At 71.4% G+C, this 16,917-nt stretch carries 13 protein-coding genes; 10 read left to right on the forward strand and 3 right to left on the reverse strand.

Features of this window, described 5'->3' with window-relative positions; all coding sequences use genetic code 11:
• Positions 1-37 precede the first annotated feature (37 nt).
• The gene (locus tag ABD073_RS08090; RefSeq protein WP_343873512.1) at positions 38-1,264 is read right to left on the reverse strand and encodes a PucR family transcriptional regulator; all 1,227 of its coding nucleotides are present in this window, start codon (positions 1,262-1,264) and stop codon (positions 38-40) included.
• A gap of 131 nt (positions 1,265-1,395) precedes the next feature.
• On the opposite strand from ABD073_RS08090, the gene ABD073_RS08095 reads away from it, so the two are divergent.
• The 4 genes from ABD073_RS08095 (at position 1,396) to ABD073_RS08110 (ending at position 7,642) form a co-directional block, all read left to right on the forward strand.
• The gene (locus ABD073_RS08095; RefSeq protein WP_343873513.1) at positions 1,396-2,856 is read left to right on the forward strand and encodes an amino acid permease; all 1,461 of its coding nucleotides are present in this window, start codon (positions 1,396-1,398) and stop codon (positions 2,854-2,856) included.
• A 19-nt stretch (positions 2,857-2,875) separates the two neighbouring features.
• Positions 2,876-4,525 carry a thiamine pyrophosphate-binding protein gene (locus ABD073_RS08100; protein WP_343873514.1) on the forward strand — a complete coding sequence of 550 codons (1,650 nt, stop codon included), beginning with the start codon at positions 2,876-2,878 and terminating at the stop codon, positions 4,523-4,525.
• A gap of 375 nt (positions 4,526-4,900) precedes the next feature.
• Positions 4,901-7,021, forward strand: coding sequence for a hypothetical protein (locus tag ABD073_RS08105; RefSeq protein WP_343873515.1), 2,121 nt, complete (start codon positions 4,901-4,903; stop codon positions 7,019-7,021).
• Positions 7,022-7,111: 90 nt separating this feature from the next.
• Positions 7,112-7,642, forward strand: coding sequence for an SRPBCC domain-containing protein (locus ABD073_RS08110; protein ID WP_343873516.1), 531 nt, complete (start codon positions 7,112-7,114; stop codon positions 7,640-7,642).
• 1 nt (position 7,643) lies between these two features.
• On the opposite strand, the gene ABD073_RS08115 is transcribed toward ABD073_RS08110, so the two are convergent.
• The gene (locus ABD073_RS08115; protein WP_343873517.1) at positions 7,644-8,312 is read right to left on the reverse strand and encodes a TetR/AcrR family transcriptional regulator; all 669 of its coding nucleotides are present in this window, start codon (positions 8,310-8,312) and stop codon (positions 7,644-7,646) included.
• A gap of 202 nt (positions 8,313-8,514) precedes the next feature.
• Between ABD073_RS08115 and ABD073_RS08120 the strand changes: the two genes are divergently transcribed.
• The 4 genes from ABD073_RS08120 to ABD073_RS08135 all read left to right on the forward strand — a co-directional run bounded on the left by ABD073_RS08120 (position 8,515) and on the right by ABD073_RS08135 (position 13,792).
• A complete protein-coding gene (locus ABD073_RS08120) occupies positions 8,515-9,822 on the forward strand; it encodes an O-acetylhomoserine aminocarboxypropyltransferase/cysteine synthase family protein (protein WP_343873518.1) in 1,308 nt (435 codons plus the stop codon).
• Positions 9,819-10,994 (forward strand): homoserine O-acetyltransferase MetX, encoded by a 1,176-nt coding sequence (gene metX, locus ABD073_RS08125; protein WP_343873519.1) that lies wholly within the window; start codon positions 9,819-9,821, stop codon positions 10,992-10,994. Before ABD073_RS08120 ends, metX begins: the two co-directional genes overlap by 4 nt.
• Complete coding sequence (gene metW, locus ABD073_RS08130) at positions 10,991-11,641, forward strand: methionine biosynthesis protein MetW (protein WP_343873521.1); 651 nt, start codon at positions 10,991-10,993, stop codon at positions 11,639-11,641. The genes metX and metW overlap by 4 nt, the downstream gene beginning before the upstream one ends.
• A gap of 189 nt (positions 11,642-11,830) precedes the next feature.
• On the forward strand, positions 11,831-13,792 hold the full coding sequence (locus tag ABD073_RS08135; RefSeq protein WP_343873523.1) for an OPT family oligopeptide transporter: 1,962 nt from the start codon (positions 11,831-11,833) through the stop codon (positions 13,790-13,792).
• Positions 13,793-13,852: 60 nt separating this feature from the next.
• Here the strand turns inward: ABD073_RS08135 and ABD073_RS08140 are convergent, their stop codons facing one another.
• The gene (locus ABD073_RS08140) at positions 13,853-14,809 is read right to left on the reverse strand and encodes a 5'-3' exonuclease (RefSeq protein WP_343873524.1); all 957 of its coding nucleotides are present in this window, start codon (positions 14,807-14,809) and stop codon (positions 13,853-13,855) included.
• Between the two features lie 43 nt (positions 14,810-14,852).
• On the opposite strand from ABD073_RS08140, the gene ABD073_RS08145 reads away from it, so the two are divergent.
• Positions 14,853-15,305 (forward strand): Lrp/AsnC family transcriptional regulator, encoded by a 453-nt coding sequence (locus ABD073_RS08145; protein ID WP_343873526.1) that lies wholly within the window; start codon positions 14,853-14,855, stop codon positions 15,303-15,305.
• Positions 15,289-16,890, forward strand: a complete 1,602-nt coding sequence (gene lnt / locus ABD073_RS08150) for an apolipoprotein N-acyltransferase (protein WP_343873527.1) — start codon at positions 15,289-15,291, stop codon at positions 16,888-16,890. The genes ABD073_RS08145 and lnt overlap by 17 nt, the downstream gene beginning before the upstream one ends.
• The last annotated feature ends 27 nt before the right edge of the window (positions 16,891-16,917 follow it).

The following is a 16,917-nucleotide window of genomic DNA, read 5'->3' on the forward strand; positions in this document are numbered from 1 at the left end:
CTTCTATCACGGGGTGAGCAAGCTCTTCCCCCGGTTGTCAGGTGATGCCTCGCGGCGCGTCGGCCGTCCGGGGAGCCTGCAGCGCCTGGTGCAGTTTCAGCGCCGCATGCAGCGCGGTGCTGCGCCAGCCGTCGTCGAGCACCTCGGGGCCCAGCACCTCGCGGGCCCGCGAGAGCCGGTAGTGCAGGGTCGCGCGGTGCACGAAGAGCTCTTCACTGGTGGCATTGGTGCCGCGGCCGTGCTCCAGCCAGGCCAGCACGGTGGCCCAGTGGCCGGTGCTCCCGGCCTGCAGCAGGCGCTCCGCGTCGGGGCTGATGGCGGCCACACTGGCGGCGGTCTGCGGCCAGCCCTGCAGCAGCCGCCAGCCGCCGGCCTGCTGCCAGGTCAGCGCCTCGGAGCCGCGGCCGAGCAGTTCGGCCAACTCGGCCAGGAAGTGGGCTCGTCGCAGGGCGATCGGCAGTGTTGCCTGGTCCAGTTCCACCGACCCGATGCCCTTGGCCCGCACCCGGGAGAGCATCCGGGCGGCCCGCACGTCGTCCAGTGCCCGGGCCCGCTCGGCCTCGGTCCGGCTGGCCTCGAGCACGTAGACCTGCCCGTGGTCCCAACCGGGCAGCACCGGACGCAGCCGGCGCATCCGGCTCAGCTCGAGCTGCAGCCGCCGGGCCGGGGGATCGCTCTCCGCCTCGGGTTCGGCGTCCTCCTCCAGCCGCAGCAGGTGCAGCGCCACCTGGCCGTCATGGGGGAGCAGTCCCTCGCGTCGTGCCTCCTCCAACCCGCCTGGGGCTCCGGCCAGCACCGCGGCGGTGCGGCGGGCCAGCTGTGCGGCGCGCTCCTGCAGGTCCTCGTCGACCCGCTTGGCCAGCCGGGAGAGGTCCCGCACCGCGAGCAGGGTGCGTTCGATCTCCGCCGCGCTGACCGGGGGCTCGTCGATCAGCCAGAGGTACCCGCACAGCTCGGTGCCGCGGCGCACCGGGAAGCAGACCCGCGGCAGCATGCCGTACTGCGGATTGGCGGGGATGCGCACCGGTGCCGTGGCCTGCTGGATGCCGAAGCCGAGCAGCCAGGGCAGTGGTTCGGGCGGCGGGGTGCGGTCGATGATCGAGGAGATGCGACGTTGGTCGATCGGCCCGATCTGGGCGCTGGTGCTCAGCACCTCGAAGGAGGGGTTGTCCACCTCCACCGAGCGTCCCAGTTCCTCGGCGAGCTGGTCCACGACGGACTGCAGGCGGCTCAGGCCTCCGGCATCCATCTGGCTTTGCGACATTTGTCAAAGCTAGCTGCGACAACGGGCTGCTGACAAGGGCGACATTGTGGCCAAGCATGGTCGAGGCGTTGCTGTGACATAGCTCACAGGCGACGACCGTTCTGCACCACAGTTCTCGACGAGGAGACGCGATGAGCATCGACGAGGTCCAGCACCCCGCGACGGACGGGAGCCCCGCCCGGCCGGTCCGCGCCAGTCTGCCCCCGGCCCTGCCGCCCAGCGACACCGCCCTGCTGCCCGACGAGGGCCTGGCCCGGGGCCTGAAGGCCCGCCACCTGCAGATGATCGCGCTCGGCTCCTCGATCGGTACCGGCCTCTTCCTGGGTTCGGGTGCCTCGATCCAGCTGGCCGGCCCGGCGGTGCTGCTGGCCTTCCTGCTGGCGGGCACCATCGTCTTCTTCATCATGCGGATGCTGGGCGAGATGGCCGTGGCCCACCCCATCTCCGGCTCCTTCGCGGCCTATGCCCGCGAGTACATCGGTCCCGCCGCCGGCTTCGTCGTGGGCTGGAACTGGTGGTTCACCACCATCGTGGTGGGCATGCTGGAGCTGGCCGCGGCAGGCACCTTCATGGACTTCTGGTTCCCCGGTCATCCCAAGTGGCTCACCGCCGTGGTCTGCCTGGTGGCCATCACCCTGCTCAACGTGATCCACGTCGGCGCCTTCGGTGAGGTGGAGTTCTGGATGTCGGCGGTCAAGGTGGTCGCCCTGGTGGCCATGATCGTGCTCGGTCTGTGCCTGGTGATGGGCCTGGGGCCCGAGCCGGCCATCGGCTTCGGCAACCTGTGGCAGCACGGCGGCTTCGCGCCCACCGGTCTCAAGGGCATCCTGCTCTCGCTGGTGGCGGTCTCGTTCACCTTCGGCGGCATCGTCTCCATCGGTACCGCCGCCGGCGAGGTGGAGGAGCCCTCGCGCAGCATCCCGCGCGCCATCAACACCGTCCTGGTGCGCATCATCATCTTCTACGTCGGTGGTGTGGGCATCATGCTGCTGCTGTGGCCCTGGAACCAGCTCGACGCCAACTCCAGCCCCTTCGTGCGCGTCCTGGTGGGCCTGGGCATCGGGGGAGCGGCCACCCTGCTCAACATCGTGGTGATCGCCGCTGCCCTGTCGGTCTTCAACACCATGACCTACAGCGGCGCCCGGATGCTGCGCGACCTGGCCCGCGGCGGCCAGGCGCCGGACTTCTTCGACCACACCAACCGACGCGGTGTGCCGCTGCGCGCCCTGCTGGTGAATGCCGCCCTGATGGGGCTGGTGGTGGCGCTCACCATGGTCTTCGGCGACAAGCTGCTCTTCGTGCTGATCTCGATCATCGTCTGCGCCGAGCTGATCAGCTGGACCTCCATCGTGGTGGCCCACCTGCGCTTCCGCTCCCGGCTGCGCCAGAGCGGCGAGGGCTCCGCCTACCGTGCCCCCTTCAGCCCGCTCTCCAACATCATCTGCCTGGTCTACTTCGCGATGCTGCTGGTGCTGATGCTCTTCCTGCCCGACTACCGCGCCGGCCTGGTGGCCCTGCCCCTGTGGATCCTCGGCCTGCTGGTGATCTGGCTGGGCAAGCGTGCCCGCGACCGCCGCGCCGCCACCCGCTGACAACCTTCTGGAGAGACCCATGTCCACCGCTTCTGCCCACGTCGCCCTCACCCTGGCCCAGCACGTCGACGCCGTCTTCGGCGTGATGGGCAATGGCAATGCCTGGTTCCTCGACGCCCTCGAGCGCGAGACCTCCACCAGGTACACCGCCGTGCGCCACGAGCAGGGCGCCGTGGTGGCGGCCGACGCCTACTACCGCGCCAGCGGACGCATCGCGGCGGCCACCGCCACCTATGGTGCCGGTTTCACCAACACCCTCACCGGCCTGGCCGAGGCGGTCCAGGCACAGGTGCCCCTGGTGCTGGTGGTGGGCGACGAGCCCACCAGCGGTCCCCGGCCCTGGGACGTGGACCAGATCGCACTGTCCTCGGGCGTGGGGGCGCGCACCTACACCGTGGGCCGCACCGACGCGGCTGCCACCACGGTGATCGCGCTGGAGCACGCGCTGACCTACCGGGTGCCCGTGGTGCTGGCCATCCCCTACGACGTCGCCACCCTGGAGGTGGGGGAGGTGCCGCAGCTGCCGGGACTCTCGCTGCCCGAGCCGCTGGCACCGCGCGGCGAGTTCGCACTGGGCCTGCTCGACGAGCTGGCCGAGGCGCTGCGCACCGCGAAGCGACCGCTGCTGCTGGCCGGGCGGGGCGCCTGGCTGGCCGGTGCCTCGCAGGGCCTGGGCCGACTGGCCGAGCTGACCGGTGCGCTGACCACCAGCAGCGCCCTGGGGCGGGGTGTCTTCCCCGACCAGGCCCACGACCTGGGCGTGGCCGGCGGCTTCGGGGCCGAGGGTGCGATGGAGCTGGTGCGCCAGGCCGACGTCGCGGTGGTCTTCGGGGCCGGCTTGAACCAGTTCACGATGCGCTTCGGTGAGCTCTTCGCCCCGGGCACCAGGGTCTTCCAGGTGGACATCGCACCCTCGGCGAGCCATGCCCACGTGGGCGGCTTCGTGCGCGGCGACGCCCGGCTGGTGGCCGAGCAGCTGGTGCAACGCCTTGAGGGCATGACCTCCTCGGGATGGCGCGAGACCGTCGACGTCGCGGCGGCCCGCCGCTACGAGCCCGGCGACGACCAGGCCGCCGACGGGCTGCTGGACCCACGCTCCGCAGCCCGCCGGATCGCGGAGCTGCTGCCCGAGCAGCGCGTGGTGGTCTCCGACGGCGGCCACTTCATCGGATGGGCGAACATGTACTGGCCGGTGGCCGCCCCGGACCGGATGATGATGGTGGGCACCGCCTTCCAGTCCATCGGCCTGGGCTGGCCGAGCGTCGTGGGGGCCGCGCTGGCCCGCCCGCAGGACACCGTGGTGCTGACCACCGGCGACGGCGGGGGCCTGATGGCGCTGGCGGACCTGGAGTCCGCCATCCGCAGCTCGGGCGGCCGTGGCATGGCGGTGGTCTGGAATGACGCCGCCTACGGTGCCGAGGTGCACGTCTACGGGCGCAAGGGCGTGGTGCGTGAGCCGATGATGATCCCGCAGGTGGACTTCGCGGCGCTCGGCAGCGCGCTGGGCGCCGAGGGCGTGGTGGTGCGCAGCCTGGCGGACCTGGAGCGGCTCGCGGCATGGCGCGAGGAGCCGGTGCAGCAGCGTCGCTTCCTGGTGCTGGACCTGCGGGTCTCGGGTGCGATCGCCGCCCCCTACCAGGAGGAGATCTACCGGATCAATTCACGCTGACAGGCCCCGCCGCGCCGTGCGGGCGGCAGGAGAGCGAGGGGCCGGTGCGGGCGTGCGCACCGGCCCGTCGTCTCGTCGGATTCCCTGCTGGCACGAGCTTTGAGGTGTTTGCACTGGTCAGGTGGCCTTCTGCTGCCTCAAGTGTTCAGCGAGTTGAAGAAGTGAAGATCTGATGAGCTGCTGAATTTGGTGCTTAACCGTTTTATGCCTAGCATCATAACCAGTGGAATCCACGAGCCGGGGGGGCTGGAACCAGCGCCTCCCCGGCACTGGCCCGGCCCGACCGTCACGTCGGATGGCCCGCAGGCGCGGGCAGTCATTTCGGGGGATTTGGCTCCACCTCGCCACAGCCCTCGACCAAGGAATCCCCTCTCCATGACCAGCATCCTGCATGGCTCCGCCATGCCCCTGCGACGCGCCCTCGCGCTGACCACCTCCACCCTCGCCGTGGGCGCCCTGCTCGCCCCGCTCACCCCGGCACAGGCGGCCGGCACCAGCACCGGCTTCACCATGGACGCCCCCCAGCTGACCAGCACCCACCGGGGCCAGCGTCTGGCGCTGCGCGTCACCCCCGCCGGGCGCAGCACCCTGCAGTGCTCCACCGTCAAGCTGCAGGCCCGCGGCGACGGGGGAGCGTGGACCGACATCGCCACCGACTGGCAGGCCTCCGGCTGCTGGAGCGGCGGCGTGAACCTCGTCACCACCGTCACCAGCAGCCTCGTCGGGCGCCAGGTGCGTCTGGTCGGCACCCTGAACGACGTGGAGCGGGCCCCGGCCGGCAGCAGCACGCTGGGGCAGAGCACCAGCACGCGCCAGGTCGACCTGCCCGGCATGGCCGAGTCCCTGCCCTCCGGCTTCACCTGGAGCGCCACCGCCGCCCACCTGCCGGCCGGCTCCGGCCAGCGCCTCGCGCTGCGTGTCACCCCCGTCGCCGGCGCGACCCTGGACTGCACCGGGCTGGTGCTGCAGCGAGGCACCGCACAGGGCAGCTGGGTGGACGTGGACATCAACTGGCAGGCCTCCGGCTGCTGGAAGGGCGGCGCGGAGGTGGTGGCCACCACCTCGGCCCAGATGGCCGGCCAGCCGCTGCGGCTCACCGGCCGCGCCAACCGCACCGGCAGCGAGGCCCCCCGCCTGGCCGCCACCCTGGACCTTCCAGGTGCCGGCCGGGAGGTGGTCGTCGCGCTCTCCGCTTCCACCAGCACCCCCGCGCCCACTGAGCCGCCGGCCACCACGGCGCCCAGCGCCCAGCCCACGCCGGAGGTTCCCGCCCCCGGCGGGCCGGGAACCGGCCAGCCCGCGCCCGGCGGCCAGGTGACCAGCCTGTCCCTGCCGCGCATCCCCTGGGAGGGCGGTGCGGGCTACTACGCGAAGTTCCCCGATGCGGTGCGCGGCGGCTGGAACGACCCCAAGCACTTCCCGATCAGCGTCTGGTGGGGCGGTGGCAGCACCGACGCCGAGCTGCAGGCCGACAAGAAGATGGGCATCAACACCTACATCGTCACCAACGACCAGATGGACGCGAAGCTGTTCAGCCGCAACAAGATGAGCTACATCGGTCACGGCACCCGCACCATGGACCGCGACGACCCGGCCTGGGTGGGTGACTACCTGGACGACGAGGTGGACGGCCGCTTCAGCGCCACCGAGGGACTGGCCCTGATGCGCAAGCTCACCAGCAAGCTGCCCGACCACGACAAGATCCGCTATGCCAACTACACCGGCATGGTGATCTCCTGGCACGGCGGCAACCGCGCCTGGGATGCGGCGGCCAGGAGCTATGCCAACGACTTCACCGACACCACTAGCCTGGACACCTACTGGTTCTCCAGCAACCAGTGCGACTGGGCCAATCCCAACGGCCACGCCTATGCCACGCCCTTCTCCAAGGCGAGCTGCCGCACCGGGCAGAACTACGGCCGCAGCGTGAAGTCCCTGCGCTGGCGCGATGCCCAGGACGGCAAGCTCACCCCGGTGTGGAACTTCATCGAGAACGTCGACGTGACCGTGGACGGCACCAGCCACTATGCGCTCAAGCCGGCCGACGTGAAGGCGGCGGCGATGAGCTCGATCATCAACGAGGCTCGCGGCCTGGTCTGGTTCAACCAGTCCTTCGGCGGCAAGTGCTCCACCGGCAACGCCCTGCGCGCGGGGCAGCAGGCCGGCTACGCCTGCCGTGACACCGTGCAGGCGATGAGCGAGGTCAACACCCTGATCCAGTCCCTGGCCCCGGTGCTCAACACCCAGAGCTACGAGTGGGACTTCGGCAAGGACCTGGAGACCATGCTCAAGGTGCACGACGGCTCTGCCTACGTCTTCGCCATGAGCACCGACGACGCCGCGGCCGGACGTCGCAGCTTCACCCTGCACGCCGAGCTGAAGGGCCGCACGATCGAGGTGGTGGGCGAGCAGCGCACCATCACCCCGCAGGCCGACGGCAGCTTCGTGGACAGCTTCGTGAGCATCAACGACTACCACGTCTACAAGATCGGCTGACCCGCTCCGCAGGGACGTCCCCGCACCCCTCACGGGTGCGGGGACGTCGTGCGTCCAGCGGCCCGCCCCGGCTGTGGTGGAATACCGCCCATGGCACACGACGAGGAACTGGCCCAGGCCGTCACGCAGGCACTCACCCCCGCCCGGCTCCACCAGGGGGTGCTGACCCTCACCGTGGCGCTGCCCACCGGACAGGCCGACCTGTGGCGCTGGATCACCGAGCCCGAGCTGCTGCAGCAGTGGTCCCCGGTGGTGCCCGACCGGCCCCTGACCAGCCGCGGCCCCGCCACCAGCAGCGAGCAGCCCGGGGCAGAGGCGGTCGATGCGGAGGTCGGCGACGTGCGCGCGCCGTGGGCCCTGGAGCACCGCTGGGGCCCCGAGGTCCTCACCTGGCAGCTGGCGCCCTCGGGCGAGGGCACGCAGCTCAACCTGGTGCACGAGCTGCGCGATGCGCAGCTGGCGGCCGACATGGCGGGAGGATGGCACGTCTGCCTGGTGGTGCTGGAGCGACGGCTGCGAGGCCTGGAGACCGGCCGCTGCGTCGGCCAGGACGCCCAGGAGCACGGCTGGAGTGTGGTGAAGGAGCGCTACCGCCAGCTCTTCGAGGGCGACAAGGCCTGACTCAGACCCGCACGCCGCTGATCGCCTGCATCAGCACCTGGTGCACCGCCTCCAGCGGACGCTCCGGGCTGAAGGCCAGCCGGTCCAGGGTGGCCACCACCAGGGCACCGAGCACCGACATCGCCACGTTCGGCAGCTGGTCGGAGGGCAGCAGCGTGGTGCCGGTGACGGCATGGCGGTCCTCGGCCAGTTCGCCGAAGATCTCCACCATCGGGCGCATCAGGATGCGGCGGGACTCGTCCAGCGAAGCGGCCCAGGTGCGTTGGGTGCGGAAGAGCTCGGTGACCACGATCTGCGCCGGGGCGGGCGCCACCGAGACCGCCTTGACCACGGCCCAGGTGGCGGCGTTCAGCGCCTCCCAGCCCCGCAGCCCTGCCCGGGCCCGCTCCATCTCCTCGGCGATGGTGAGCGCGGCCGCGCGGATCAGCTGCTCGAACAGCTCCGACTTGTTCTTGTAGTTGTAGAAGATGGTGCCCTTGCTCACCCCGGCGGCCTCGGCGATCTGGTCCATCGAGGTGCCGGTGTAGCCCTGCTCGGCGAACAGCTCGCTGGCGGCGGTGATGATGCGCCGCCGAGTCTCCACCTTGCGGGCGCTGCGCCCGTCGACCCGCCCCTGCGCGGTCAGTGGCAGGTCGAGGCCGAAACCGGCCTGGTCGGTGGGCTGCTTCACGGGACGGGACCTCCAGGAGTCGAGCACCTCGCGCTGCCGTGCGCGGGGGACGGACCAACGGTAGCGACATCCGCGATCCTCGAACAGCCTGGTCCGCGGCGGCGTCCGCCGCCGATCCGCGCCGCATGCTGGCCGGGCGAGCCGGGCCGACGCCGCACCAACTAGCCTGACCAGCAAGAACACCCGCACAGGAAGAGGCCCCATGAGCAGCACCCTGCGTCCCGAGACCCTCGCCGTCCAGGCCGGACAGGAGACCTCCGACCCGACGACGAAGGCCCGCGCCGTGCCGATCTACCAGACGGCCGCCTTCACCTTCGACAGCACCGAGCACGCCGCCAACCTGTTCTCGCTGGCCGAGCCGGGCAACATCTACGCCCGGATCATGAACCCCACCACCAGCGTCTTCGAGGAGCGGATCACCGCCCTGGAGGGCGGCATCGGGGCGCTGGCCACCGCCTCCGGCGCAGCGGCCGTCACCTATGCCGTGCTGAACCTCGCGGCCGCCGGCGACAACATCGTCGCGCTGTCCACCCTCTACGGCGGCACCTACGCCCTGTTCGCCCACACCTTGCCGCAGTTCGGCATCGAGACCCGCTTCGTCGACCCCTCGGACCCTGCGGCCCTGGCCGGCGTGGTGGACGAGCGCACCAAGCTGGTCTTCGGCGAGTCGATGGGCAATCCCAGCCTGAACGTGATGGACCTCGACGCCTGGAGCGAGGCCGCGCACGCCCTGGGGCTTCCGGTGATCGTCGACAACACCGTGCCCAGCCCGTACCTGTGCCGTCCCTTCGACCACGGCGTCGACGTGGTGGTGCACTCCGCCACCAAGTACCTGGGCGGCCACGGCACCGCCATCGGCGGCGTGATCGTCGACGCCGGCCGCTTCGACTGGAGCGCGCACGCCGAGCGCTTCGCCAACCTCACCGGCCCCGACCACGCCTACCACGAGGTGGTCTGGACCGAGGCCGCCGGCGCCGCCGCCTACATCACCCGGGCGCGCACCGTGCTGCTGCGCAACACCGGCGCCACGCAGACCCCGATGAACTCCTGGCTCTTCCTGCAGGGCATGGAGACCCTGCACCTGCGCATGGAGCGCCACTCGACCAATGCGCTGGCCATCGCCCAGCACCTGGAGCAGCACCCCGACGTGGCCTGGGTGAACTACCCCGGCCTGGAGTCCAGCCCCCACAAGGCCGTCGCCGACCGGGTGCTCACCGGCCACGGCCACGGCGGCATCGTCTCCTTCGGCCTGAAGGCCGGACGCGAGGCGGGCGGCACCTTCGTCGACTCCCTGGAGCTGTTCAGCCACCTGGCCAACATCGGCGACACCAAGAGCCTGGTGATCCACAACGCCACCACCACCCACTCCCAGCTCACCGCCGACGAACTGGTGGCCGCGGGCGTGCCGGGCGAGATGGTGCGCCTCAGCGTCGGCATCGAGAACGTCGACGACCTGCTGGCCGACCTGGACCAGGCGCTGGCACGGACCCGCCAGGAGGGCGCCCGGTGAGCCAGGCCCCCCGCCAGCTCGGCCTCACCACCACCCTCACCGCCGAGCTCTTCTCCGCCGATCAGCCCCTGCGGCTGGCCGGCGGGGCGGAGCTGGGTCCGGTCACCGTCGCCTACGAGACCTACGGCGAGCTGGACGAGGAGGGCACCAATGCGGTCTACATCTGCCATGCCCTGACCGGCGACGCCCATGCCGCCGGCTGGCACGAGGGGGACCGCCACCCCGGCTGGTGGGACACCATGATCGGGCCGGGCAAGCCGATCGACACCAACCGCTTCTTCGTGGTCTGCAGCAACCTGCTGGGCGGCTGCTCGGGCACCACCGGCCCCAGCTCCACCAATCCCGCCACCGGCCGCGCCTGGGGCCTGGACTTCCCGCTGCTCGACATCAGCGACTTCGTCGAGGTGCACCGCGAGCTGGGACGCCAACTCGGGGTGAAGCGCTGGCACGCGGTGGTGGGCGGCTCGATGGGGGGCATGCAGGCCCTCGACTGGTCGCTGCGCCATCCCACCGACATGTGCCATGCCGTGGTGATCGCCTCCTCCAGCCGACTCACCGCCCAGAACATCGCCTTCAGCGCGGTCGGCCGACGCGCCATCATGCGCGACGAGGACTTCCACCACGGCCAGTTCGCCGAACAGGGCACCAGCCCCGACGTCGGGCTGGCCATCGCCCGGATGATGGCCCACATCACCTACACCTCCGAGGAGGGCTTCACCGAGAAGTTCGGCCGACGTCCCCAGAACCCCGGCACCAGCCCCGGCTTCGGCGTCGACTTCGCCGTGGAGAGCTACCTTGACCACCAGGGCACCGCCTTCCTGTCCCGCTTCGACGCGCTGAGCTACCTCTACCTGACCCGGGTGATGGACTACTTCGACCCGTTCAGCGCCCCCGACGCGCTGCAGCAGGTGGTCGAGCACCCGGTGAGCTACCTGGTGGTGAGCTTCGACTCCGACTGGCGCTTCTCCACCGACCACTCGCGGCGCATCGTGCGCCAGCTGGAGCGTGCCGGGCTGCGCGTCACCTTCCGCGACATCCGCTCGCCCTGGGGCCACGACTCCTTCCTGCTCGACGTCCCGGTCTACCTCGAGACCGTGCGCGCCTTCCTCACCAACCCCTCGGCGCAGCACCCGCACGTGCACGCCGGCACCCACACCGGAGGTCGACGATGAGCGCCCCCCGCAGTACCGCCTCCCACGGCGCCACCGCCGCGGCGCTGGGTCTGCGCGCCGACCTGCAGCTGGTGGCCGACCTGGTGCCGCGGGGCTCCCGGGTGCTCGACCTGGGCTGTGGCTCCGGCGAGCTGCTCGACGTGCTCTCCCGGGAGCGGGGATGCACCGGCACCGGCGTGGAGAAGGACCCGGCCGAGGTGCTGCGCGCCATCTGGCGCGGGGTGCCGGTGATCGAGCTTGACCTGGACAACCAGCTCGACGAGTTCGCCGACGACTCCTACGACGTGGTGGTGCTCTCCCGCACCCTGCAGGCCGTCCTGCACCCCCAGCACGTGCTGGACGAAATGGCCCGGATCGCGCCGCGGATGGTGGTCTCCATGCCCAACTTCGGGCTGTGGCGCCACCGGCTGCGGCTGCTCACCGGCCACATGCCACGCTCCCGCGACCTGCCCTTCACCTGGTACGACACCCCCAACCTGCACCACGCCACGCTGGTGGACCTGGAGGAACTGTTCGATGAACGGGGCCTGCTCGTGGAGCAGAAGATCGCCCTCGACGAACAGGGTCGGCGCAGTCGTCTGGGGGAGCGGGCGGCCAATCTCACCGCCGGTGCCGCGGTCTACGTGCTGCGCGCTCCCGGCCGCTGAGCCGGCGCCGGATTGGGTGGCGCCGCCGACGGGGGAGTAGCCTCGTCGGCGCCCCCGCCGGTCGGGCGTACCGGTCGCGTGACCGCGCGCCGCCCGCGCCGGGGCACATCGACGCCGTCGGCCGTTCCCCCGGTCGCCGCAGCACGGGCTGCGCGACGTCGAGCACCGATGTCGACGAAAGGTCCTCCCGTGTCCGAACCCGTGGCCGCCCGCACCCCGGTGCGCGAGCTCACGCTGCGCGCCGTCCTGCTGGGCGGCGTCATCACCCTGGTCTTCACCGCCGCGAACGTCTACCTGGGCCTCAAGGTGGGCCTGACCTTCGCCACCTCCATCCCGGCCGCCGTGATCTCCATGGCCGTGCTGCGCTTCGTCGCGGACCACACCCTGGCCGAGAACAACATCGTGCAGACCATCGCCTCGGCGGCCGGCACGCTGAGCGCCATCATCTTCGTCCTGCCCGGCCTGGTGATGCTGGGCTACTGGACCGGCTTCCCCTACTGGACCACCGCGGCGGTCTGCTTCCTGGGCGGCGTGCTGGGCGTCATGTACTCCATCCCGCTGCGCCGCGCGCTGGTCACCGGTTCCGACCTTCCCTACCCGGAGGGCGTGGCCGCGGCCGAGGTGCTGCGCGTGGGTGACTCCGCCGGCGGCGCCGCGGAGAACGCCCGCGGCCTGCGCGCCATCACGGTGGCCGGCCTGTCCGCCTTCGGCTTCATGCTGCTGGGCAAGCTCAAGCTGGTCGCCGAGGGCGTCGACAAGGCGGTGCGGATCGGCACCGGCGGCACCTGGCTGGGGACCTCCCTCTCGCTGGCGCTGATCGGCGTGGGCCACCTGGTAGGGATCGGCGTGGGCATCGCCATGGTGGTGGGCCTGCTGATCAGCTTCGGCGTCATCCTGCCGCTGCGCAGCCAGGGCGTGCCGATCGACGGCGCCCTGCTGGACGCGGTGCAGGGCGTCTTCAGCAAGCAGGTGCGCATGATCGGCGCCGGCACCATGGCGGTGGCCGCGCTGTGGACCCTGCTGAAGGTGATCGGCCCCATCCTGAAGGGGATCAGCGACTCGCTGGCCTCCTCGCGCGCCCGCCACGACGGCCTCGAGGTCGCCGTCGAGGAACGCGACCTGTCCATGAAGGTGGTGGCCGGCACCACGCTGGCCTCCATGGTGCCGATCGGTGCGCTGCTGTGGCTGTTCACCCGCGGCACCCCGCTGCAGGGCTCGGCCGCCGGCCTGGTGGCCACCTCGGTGCTCTTCATCCTGCTGGTGGGGCTGTTCGTGGCCTCGGTCTGCGGCTACATGGCCGGCCTGATTGGCGCCTCCAACTCGCCCATCTCCGGTGTGGGCATCATCGTCTCCATCCTGGCCGCCCTGCTGATCAAGGCGGTGCACGGCGCCTCCAGCGGTGACACCACTGCCGCGCTGGTGGGCTACACCCTGTTCACCACCGCGATCGTCTTCGGCGTCGCCACCATCAGCAATGACAACCTGCAGGACCTGAAGACCGGCCAGCTGGTGGGTGCCACCCCCTGGAAGCAGCAGGTGGCGCTGGTGATCGGCGTCGGCTTCGGCTCCGCCATCATCCCGCCGATCCTCTCGGTGATGAACCACTCCTTCGGCTTCGCCGGCGCCCCCGGCGCGGGCCCCGACGCGCTGTCGGCCCCGCAGGCCTCGCTGATCTCCGCCCTGGCCAAGGGCGTGCTGGGTGGCGGCCTGGACTGGAACCTGATCGGCCTGGGCGCCCTGATCGGCGTCGCCGTGGTGGTCGTCGACGAGCTGCTGCGCCGCACCAGCAAGGGTCGACGCCAGCTCCCGCCGCTGGCCGTCGGCATGGGCATGTACCTGCCGATCAACCTCACCCTGATGATCCCGCTGGGCGCGCTGCTGGGCATGTTCCACGACCGCTGGGCGGATCGCACCAGCGATCCCGCCCGGGCCCGCCGCACCGGCGTGCTGCTGGCCACCGGCCTGATCGTGGGCGAGAGCCTGTTCGGCGTCCTGTTCGCTGGCGTCGTGGCGGCCACCGGCAACGACAGTCCGCTGGCCGTGGTCGGCAAGGGCTTCGCCGGCACCGCCGAGTGGCTGGGCATGATCCTGTTCGTGCTGCTGGTGCTCGCGCTCTACCGCTGGGTGCGTGCCCTGGCCGAGCGCGCCTGACCGCGACGACAGCCCCGGACCTGCCCGTGCGGCAGGATCCGGGGCCGTCGTGCGTCCGGCTCAGTGGGCGAGCGCGGCGGTGATCCGCTCCAGCGAGGAGCCCAGGCCCCAGCGCTCGCCGAGCGCCTCCAGCCGGTCGGTGTCCATCCGCTGCGGGCCCAGCAGCAGGCTGCCGTCGCCCAGCTCCGGAAGCTCCAGGTCGCGCACCACCTGCACCACGGTGCGGGCGCGGCCCAGATAGTCCACCTGGCCGGCCAGCTTGGAGCGCAGCGAGGGGCTCATCGTCGAGGCCGGATCCGCTGCGGCCTGCACCATGCCCTCCAGATCGGCGTACTTCGCCACCAGCTGGGCGGCGGACTTGTCGCCGATGCCCTTCACACCCGGCAGCCCGTCGGAGGGGTCGCCGCGCAGTACCGCGAAGTCCACGTAGCTGGAGGCCGGCACGCCGTACTTCTGCTCCACCCAGGCGGGGTCCACCAGGTCGTGCTTGGCCACACCCTTGCCGATGTAGATGATCCGGGTGCTCTCGTCGGCCAGCTGGAAGAGGTCACGGTCGCCGGTCACCACCAGGCTCTCGCCGCCGAACTGGGTGGCCAGCGAGCCGATCACGTCGTCGGCCTCGTGGTGGTCACGGCCCACCACGGCGATCCCCAGGGCGTCGAGCACCTCGCGGATCACCAGCACCTGCGGACCAAGGCCCTCAGGCGACTCCTCCGCGAGCCCTCCGGTGGCGGCCAGCGCCCCGGCGCCCACCACCTCTGCGGCCTCCGTGGCCTGCTCCTGCTGGCCGGCCACCCGGTGGGTCTTGTAGCTGGGCACCAGCTCCACCCGCCAGGCCGGGCGCCAGTCGTTGTCCCAGGCGCAGGCCAACGAACCGGGGCGGTACTGCTCCACCAGCCGGGTCATCGCGTCGAGCAGACCGCGCACCGCATTCACCGGGCTGCCGTCGGGGGCTCGCACCGAGGAGGGCACACCGTAGAAAGCACGGAAGTACATCGATGCGGTATCAAAAATCATGAGCGGTGAGCCATTCACCACCAAATAGTGTCACGATTGCCCCATGGAGAGCACTGACCAACAAATCTTGGCGCTGTTGGCGCGCGATGGGCGGATGTCCTATACCGACATCGGCCGCGAGACAGGGCTGTCCACCTCGGCCGCCCAGCAGAGGGTCCGACGCCTGGAGCAGCGCGGCATCATCGCCGGCTACCACGCCACGATCGACCCGGAGGCGCTGGGCCGCAACCTGACGGCCTTCATCTCGATCCGTCCGCTGGATCCCAGTGCCGACGAGGCCACCCCCGGAAAGCTCACCTCGCTGCCGGAGATCACCTCCTGCTTCTCGGTGGCCGGCGACGCCTCCTACCTGCTGATGGTGCAGGTGGGGACCCCCGCCGAGCTGGACGCGCTGCTCACCCGGATCCGCACCGAGGCCAATGTCACGACGGTCACCACCGTCGTGCTGACCACGATCTTCAAGGATCGCCCGATGCTCGATGCGCCGACCAGCTGAGCGCAGCGCGAGCTGGGGCGAGCGCGCCCTGGCCCTGCTGCTCGGTGGCCTGGCCGGCCTGGCCTGGCAGCCCACCGCGCTGTGGCAGCTCGTCTTCCCGGCCCTGGCCGCGCTCGGCTGGCTGGTGCTGCGTGGCGAGCACGCCTCGGCCGACGGGGCGCGCGCGGTGCCGCTGCGCCGTGGCTTCTCACTGGGCTGGATCTTCGGTCTGGGCCTCGGGCTGGTCTCGCTGTCCTGGGTGGCGGTGATCGGCTGGTATGTGGTGCCCCCGCTGCTCTGCCTGATGGCGCTGTGGCAGGGCCTGGTGGGCCTGGTGAGCGTCGCCGCGGCACGCTTCACCCGCTCGCCGCTGGCCCGCGCCGCCCTGGTGGCCTGCGGCTGGTCGCTGGCCGAATTCGGCGCCTCCCGCATCCCCTTCGGCGGGTTCGGCTGGATGAGGCTGGGCTACACCCAGGTGGACTCCCCACTGGCCGGCTGGCTGCCGCTGCTCGGCGTGGGGGGCGTGTCCTGGCTGGTCGCGCTGTGCTCCGGGCTGCTGCTGGTGCTGCTGCAGCCGGCCCTGGCCCGAGCCCAGCGGCTGCTGGCGCTCGGCCTGGTGATGGTGCTGCTGCTGGGGGGAGCGCTGGTCGGGCGTGCAATCGGCCCCGGCCGCGCCACCGGGACGGTGAACGTCGGGATGGTGCAGGGCAATGTCGACGGCTCCGCCGGCCCGGAGGCGATGGGCTATGCCCGCTCGGTGACCCAGAACCACGTCAGCCAGACCGTCACGCTGATGGCGCGGGCCCGCACCGGCATCGACCCGGTGCCGGACTTCGTGCTCTGGCCGGAGAACTCCACCGACATCGACCCCACCCGCGATGCCCAGACCCGCGACCTGGTGCGACGGGCGAGCGCGATCAGCGCCCTGCCCATCCTGGTGGGCGCCGTGATGGAGGGCCCGGGCGCCGACGAGCGGCAGACCAGCGCCCTGTGGTGGCTGGCCGACGGCACCACCACCGCCCGCTATGACAAGCGCAACCTGGTGCCCTTCGGGGAATGGATCCCGCTGCGCGCGCAGTTGCTGCCTGTGCTGCCGGTGCTGGAGCAGGTGGGCGCACAGTCCGTGCCGGGCACCGGCCCGGGCGTGCTCGACGTGCGGTTGGGCGCCGACGGCCGGGGGCGCGAGCTGCGGATCGGCGACATCATCTGCTTCGAGCTGGCCTGGGACCGCACCGTCCACGAGACCGTGACCAACGGCGCCCAGCTGCTGGTGGTGCAGTCCAACAACGGCACCTACACCGGCACCGGGCAGCCGCAACAGCAGTTCGCCATCACCAGGGCCCGTGCCATGGAGCTGCGCCGCGAGATCGTCGTCTCCACCACCAACTCGCTGTCCGGGCTGGTCCACGCCGACGGCAGCGTCAGCGGCGCCACCCGGGAGGGCACCGCAGCTGCGCAGACCTTCACCGTGCCCACCCGCGAGGGCCGCACCCCGGCGGTGCAGACCGGGCCGGCGATCGAGCTGGTGGCCTCCCTGGCCGCTGTGGCCCTGGTCGTCCTGGCCCTGGCCCGTGCCGCCGCAGGTCGGACCCGGCGCACTGGGTAGCATGGACTGACCGCACACATCCGGGCG

It is taken from the genome of Luteococcus peritonei, from assembly GCF_039526385.1.
Classification (GTDB): Bacteria; Actinomycetota; Actinomycetes; order Propionibacteriales; family Propionibacteriaceae; genus Luteococcus; species Luteococcus peritonei.